The sequence below is a fragment of the Enterobacter cloacae complex sp. IR5450 genome (assembly GCF_049238665.1).
Taxonomy (GTDB): domain Bacteria; phylum Pseudomonadota; class Gammaproteobacteria; order Enterobacterales; family Enterobacteriaceae; genus Enterobacter; species Enterobacter hormaechei_C.
Genome location: NZ_JBMKIC010000103.1, coordinates 1 through 527 on the forward strand (window position 1 = coordinate 1; position 527 = coordinate 527).

Genomic DNA, 527 nt, shown 5'->3' on the forward strand with positions numbered 1-527 from the left:
CGCCTGGTAAGCAGAGTTTTTGAAATGTAAGGCCTTTGAATAAGACAAAAGGCTGCCTCATCGCTAACTTTGCAACAGTGCCCTCATATCGGTTGCGCCTCCGCGAGCACCTTGGCCCGGAACTTCGGCGGCAGGTCGCCGGGAGTCAGCAGATCGACGTCAACGCCGAGCAGCGATTTCAGTTCTTCTTCCAAATCGCCCAAGTCCAACAACGTGGCACCGGGCAGCGCATCGACCAACAGGTCGAGGTCGCTGCCATCCCGGTCGGTGCCATGCAGCACCGAGCCGAAGACGCGCGGGTTCGCGGCGCGAAAGCGGCCTACCGCTTCACGCACTGCGCTTCGCTTCATGTCAAGCACAACAGACGGTCGCATGCGCATCCTTTCTTATCGAAACTCGTTGAGATGATATGCAATCAAGAATAGAATTTCAAGAACTATTTTCGAGGGCACTGTTGCAAATAGTCGGTGGTGATAAACTTATCATCCCCTTTTGCTGATGGAGCTGCACATGAACCCATTCAAAGG

At 54.3% G+C, this 527-nt stretch carries 1 protein-coding gene; it reads right to left on the reverse strand.

Annotation, left to right across the window (positions count from 1 at the left end; translation table 11 throughout):
- Positions 1-83: 83 nt before the first annotated feature.
- A complete protein-coding gene (locus tag ACOTYB_RS24895; RefSeq protein ID WP_001247892.1) occupies positions 84-374 on the reverse strand; it encodes a nucleotidyltransferase family protein in 291 nt (96 codons plus the stop codon).
- Between the last annotated feature and the right edge of the window lie 153 nt (positions 375-527).

Bases quoted from the DNA above. Each gene is read 5' to 3' on its own strand.
- ACOTYB_RS24895 (WP_001247892.1), bottom strand. From the start codon at position 374: ATGCGACCGTCTGTTGTGCTTGACATGAAGCGAAGCGCAGTGCGTGAA.